Consider the following 4,894-nt stretch of genomic DNA (forward strand, 5'->3'; position numbering starts at 1 on the left):
CGGCTTGTCATCATTTAGTAATGACACCGTAAATTAATCGTCAACGATATGTAACAGTGCTCGCCTATCGTCACGCTCTCAAGCATCTGGTTGGGCTAAAGCTACGAGCAGTGTAATGATGAGCGACCGACAATCTCACATTCAGCGGGAAAGCGCCGGCGGTAAGCCATCAAATTACCGATCCGGTAATCCCACCTTCCGATCGATTTCGGCAAAGCGCCCGATTCAGAGCATGGTTTTAAGAGGTGGCACGGCGCGTGCCCTCTCGTCCGGCCTTTTGGAGCAATCAGGCACATTCAACGCGCTCTTGGCAATCCCAGCGTCAAAACCCGGAGAACAGCCGTCCCTTCGCATCAATCCGTCGGTATTCAATGCGACACCGGTAATGCGAACCGCTACCGCCACAGCATCGGCCGTACACGCTGAAAAGCAGCTCATTCTCTGGAGTCCACCGCTAGCAGGCAGCCATTACGCAATCAACGCCAAACCCGCTCCCGGCGACGAACCGGAGCAGCAAATCGGCTCCGAGCATTACGGGATGTATCTTTTTCCGATGGCCCGCGCCACCTTGACCTCTCATGGCCTTCTTTGCGCTAACCGCCGATATCTTAGCCAGCGGCTGCTGCATCCCTGCACGATTATCGGCGGAAAGCGTCCGGTCGACCCGATATCGAAAAAAGTCGCCGCTTATGGCGTGACTATCATGGAAATCAAAAAAGACGGCGCAGGTGAATGGAGCGTAATACCCGGCAAATACAATCGACGGATCACCGACAGCACGCCGGTGGACATTGCGGGGCCGGCGCGAGGTTCCGGCTTGCTGAAAACCGAGTACAGCCCGGACGGAACCAAAACCCGCGGAGTCTTCGTCAATTGCGCCTATAGTTTCACGCCTTGGCGAACTTATCTGGTCTGCGAAAGAAACTGGGCCATATACTTTATCAACCGAACCGGTCGTCCGCGAGAACATGCGCGTTATGGCATCAATACCGGCGGCGTCCGCCGTGAGTGGAGCGAGGACGACAGCGGCACCGGCGAGCACGCCCGCTTCGATGCTTCGGCAAGAGGCGCCGACGCCACGGAAGATTATCGCAACGAACCAAACTGTCAGGGCTGGATTTTGGAGATCGACCCTTTCGATCCTGAAAGCACGCCCAAGAAACGTACCGCCATGGGACGGCTCGCCCATACCGGCGCCTGGCTGGCACCGGTGAAGGAGGGTCATCCGCTGGTCTGGTACATGAGCGATGACGACCCGGACGAGTACATCTACAAATTCGTCACCAAGGCTCGGTTCCACCGGCGAACCGCCAACGGCGACATGCTGGACGAGGGAACCTTGTACGCGGCACGGTTCAACGAGGATGGGACCGGCGACTGGCTGGCTCTGGACTTGGGCGATTCTTCCTTTCGAACCGCTGCCGCAGCTCGATCTGCGGTATTCAAGAACCAGGCCGATGTTCTAGTGAATACTCGTCTGGCGGCAGATATAGTCGGAGCGACCGCGATGGACCGTCCGCAATGGCGTTCCGTCCATCCTCTATCCTGCGAGGTCTATCTCACGATGACCGACGATCCCGACCGCACGGCACCAGGCACGCCGCGCGCCCCGAACAGCTGCGGCCACATCGTTCGCTGGAGCGAACAAGACAATCGCTCCTTTGCCACGAAATTCAAATGGGATCTCTTCGCAATTGCGCCCGAGAGCGACGCCCCCGCGCAATCCGAGGCTCATGGTCCGGAGCGCTTGCCCAAGCGGACGGCTTCGCCGGCCTGAGCAACGTACGGATCGTTCCCTGAAAGTCTTCCCGGCCCGCGCATCCGCTTAGGTGGACGAATCGCCGGAAAACTGGCTCAACGCGCGTTGGGCGTCCTCGCGACCGATATAGTCGCCTTCGGTCCTTACGGCCTTTTCCAGGCGCTCCTTGGCCTGGGCCTTATCGCCCGCCTGGAGGTACACCATGCCGAGGTGATACTGGAAAATGGGTACCTCGGGCGCCTGCGCCACGGCCTTTTCCAACAGCCCCCGCGCCGTCGTCAACTCGCCCAACTGCCGGTAAATCCAGCCGAGCGTGTCGAGGAACGCGGGCTCGGTCGCCGTCTCGAACCGCTGGGCCAACGCCAGCGCCCGCTGGAGTTTGTCGCGGTCGGCCGCATCCAGGCTGAGCAGGGCGGCCAGGTTGTTGCGCGCCAGCGCGTCATTCGGGTTGCGGGCCAGGACCGCCTCATATTCCGCCATGGCCCCCGCCCAGTCCTTGCTGCGCTCCAGGACCCTGGCCAGTCCCATCCGCGCCGCGCGGTCCTCGGGCGCCGCCGCCAGCGCCCGCCGGTAGGCCGCCGCCGCGCCCTTCAGGTCCTTTTTCTGCTCATGGACCGCGGCAAGGTTGTGGTACGGCAGCCGCCATTGGGGATGGATCTCGATCGCCCGCTCAAAGGCTTGGATGGCCTCCGTCTCCTGGTTTCGCGCCAGATGGTAGAGCCCCAGTAACTGGTGGGCGGTCGGGTGCTTCGGATCGTCCTTCAGGGCTTTCCGGATCCGCGCCAGCGCCTTCTCCGGCTGCTGCGCGGCGAGGTGGAGCCCGACGATGGCCTTCAAGGGCTCGTAGTCGTTTTGGGCGCGGGAAAGCGCCGTTTCGTATTCCGCCAGCGCCGCCTCGGGCTGTTTCCGGCTTTGGTAGAGTTGGCCCAGGCGGAACGGCCCGACGGCTTTATCGGGGAAGCGGTCCTTGATCTCCTTGAGGAGCGGCTCCAGGGCGTCCGTCTGCTGGCTCGCCACCAGCAGGTCCGCCTTGAGGTTGAGCCCGTCGAGGTGCTTCGGCTGTTGCTTGAGGAATTCGTTGAGCTTGTCGAGGGCCAGGCTGGGGTTTTTCTGCCCGACCAGGAATTCGACCAGCAGTTTCCTCAGCCGGTAGTCCGCAGGATTCACGGCCACCGCCTTGTCCAGCTGTTCCTGGGCCAGGGCGGGCTTGCCGTCCAGGAGATAGGCCTGGGCCAGCCGGGTCAGCACCTCGGTCGACTCCGGCTGATCTTTCAACAAGGCCCGGAACGCGGCGATGGCGTCCTGGGCTTCCCGCCGCGCCAGCGCCAGCCGGCCTTCAAGCGATAGCGCCGGATGGTCTTTGGGGTTTTCCGCCAGCACCTGTTTCACCAGGTCCCGCGCCTCGTCGCTCCGCCCGCGCTTCGCCAAAAGCTCCGCCAGCTGCGTCATGGCCTTGAAGCCGTCCGGCTGGTTTTCGTGGTCGGCGATCAGGGCGCGGTAGACGCTTTCCGCCTGATCGGCCTCGCCGAGCTGTTGGTGCACCTGGGCGAGCCCGAAGCGCAGGGCGGTGTGCGTCGGGCGGGCCGCGATGACCGCGGTCAGTTCGCTGACCGCCCGCGCCCCGTCGCCGCGCTTCACGAAAAACTCGGCGAGCCACAGCGGTGCTCTCGGGTCCTCGGGGAAGTCCTTCTGGGCGGTGCGGAGCGTTGCTTCCGCGGCGTCGAAGCGACGCTGTTTCAGGTAGAACTCGGTCAGCAGCCCCCGGTGTTCGAGGCGGTCGGGTTGGGCCGCGATCAGGGCCTTGAGGGTCTCTTCCGCCGCCTCCGCCTGGCCCTGTTGCTGGTGCAGCCTCGCCAGCGCCATCAGCAGCGCCGGCTGGTTCGGCTGGATCTTGAGCCCGGTTTCGAGCACCCCGATCGCTTCGGCCGGCTGTCCTTGCTGGGCCCAATGGAGGGCCAGCACCAGATAGGGGTCGGGCCGGGCCGGCTGCTCCGCCACGATCGCCTCCAGTTGCGCCCGCATCGACGCGCTGTCCCCCTGGAGGTTCGCGATCGCCGCCTTCAGCATCCGCACTTCGAGGTCCGAGGGCCGTTCCTCGGCCACCGGCCCCAGGAGTTCCTGGGCTTTCGCGGCGTCCTTCGCCAGCAGGTAGAACTTCGCCAGTTTGAGCTGGGCGTCGCGGTGGGTCGGGTCGAGTTCGACCGCCTTTTGATAGAGGGCGAACGCCTCGCGCCAGTGCTTCTGGTCTTCTTCGATCCGGCCCAGGTAGAAATAGGGGCTCGCGGCCTTGGGGTCGATCTGCAGGACGTTCTTGAACTCGACCTTGGCCTTGTCCAGATTCTGCGCCTCGACATACTGGAGGCCGCGCGCCAGGTGCGCGGCCTTGCGCTCCTCCGCCCCGCCGCACGCGGTCAACACCCAGGCCACCACCACCCAGGCCGGAACGGGCCGAACCAGACTCAGTTTCATAAACGCTCCCTAGCTCGATAGAGACAGCATTGCAGAAAAATCAGGTAGGCTAGGTGTTACATAAGCAACACCGACAGCCCACCGTCTAAGCCGAATATGACAGCATGGCTTCATGTCAGCTTTGTGAAACGGTGTTCCGTCGTTGGAACAGAACTGTAACAATCGTCTGTTAGCGTAATGCTGGATAGGCGACAAGAAGCTGTCTTCAAACGTCACGAGCGACGTCAGGGCAAAGCGCGAAAGGGCGAGCCCCAGGGATGGGGCGAGTCAAAACCGGAGTGTACAGAGGAGTGCATGCGGATTTTAAGCTCTTGAGCAACGAAAGCATGGCGGCGCGCAGTAGTTTGAAGACAGCTTCTAAGACGGACCCATCGTCTGAATCGTCGGGCGAGTATTGCCCGCTGTTCCTTCATTTTCGTATTTCTCTGCGTCACAGCTCCTATGTATCTCCAATTGCTCAAATTTGCAGCACTCTTGGCATTCGCTACCGGCGCACTCGGAAATGGCGAAAATTCGCCGCCCCTGATAGAAAGCCACAGGGACTACCGCATTGTCCCCGGAGACGTGCTGGAGATTTCGGTGTGGCGCGAGGAGGGCCTTACCAAACAGGTCCTGGTCCGCGCCGACGGCGGCCTCTCCTTCCCCCTGGTCGGCGACCTCGCGGCC

General features: G+C 62.4%; 3 protein-coding genes. 2 read left to right on the forward strand and 1 reads right to left on the reverse strand.

Annotated features, from left to right (window positions below):
* Positions 1-232 precede the first annotated feature (232 nt).
* On the forward strand, positions 233-1,777 hold the full coding sequence (locus ABJK70_RS20175) for an alkaline phosphatase PhoX (RefSeq protein ID WP_347258899.1): 1,545 nt from the start codon (positions 233-235) through the stop codon (positions 1,775-1,777).
* 48 nt (positions 1,778-1,825) lie between these two features.
* Here ABJK70_RS20175 and ABJK70_RS20180 read toward each other — a convergent pair whose 3' ends face one another.
* Complete coding sequence (locus ABJK70_RS20180; RefSeq protein ID WP_347258900.1) at positions 1,826-4,228, reverse strand: tetratricopeptide repeat protein; 2,403 nt, start codon at positions 4,226-4,228, stop codon at positions 1,826-1,828.
* Positions 4,229-4,669: 441 nt separating this feature from the next.
* Between ABJK70_RS20180 and ABJK70_RS20185 the strand changes: the two genes are divergently transcribed.
* Positions 4,670-4,894 (forward strand): polysaccharide biosynthesis/export family protein (locus tag ABJK70_RS20185; protein ID WP_347258901.1); only part of this gene is annotated, 225 nt, incomplete at its 3' end.

The sequence above is a fragment of the Methylocaldum sp. genome (assembly GCF_039794385.1).
Taxonomy (GTDB): domain Bacteria; phylum Pseudomonadota; class Gammaproteobacteria; order Methylococcales; family Methylococcaceae; genus Methylocaldum.

Coding starts and splice junctions, on each gene's coding strand:
- ABJK70_RS20175 (WP_347258899.1), top strand. CDS start 233: ATGGTTTTAAGAGGTGGCACGGCGCGTGCCCTCTCGTCCGGCCTTTTG.
- ABJK70_RS20180 (WP_347258900.1), bottom strand. CDS start 4,228: ATGAAACTGAGTCTGGTTCGGCCCGTTCCGGCCTGGGTGGTGGTGGCC.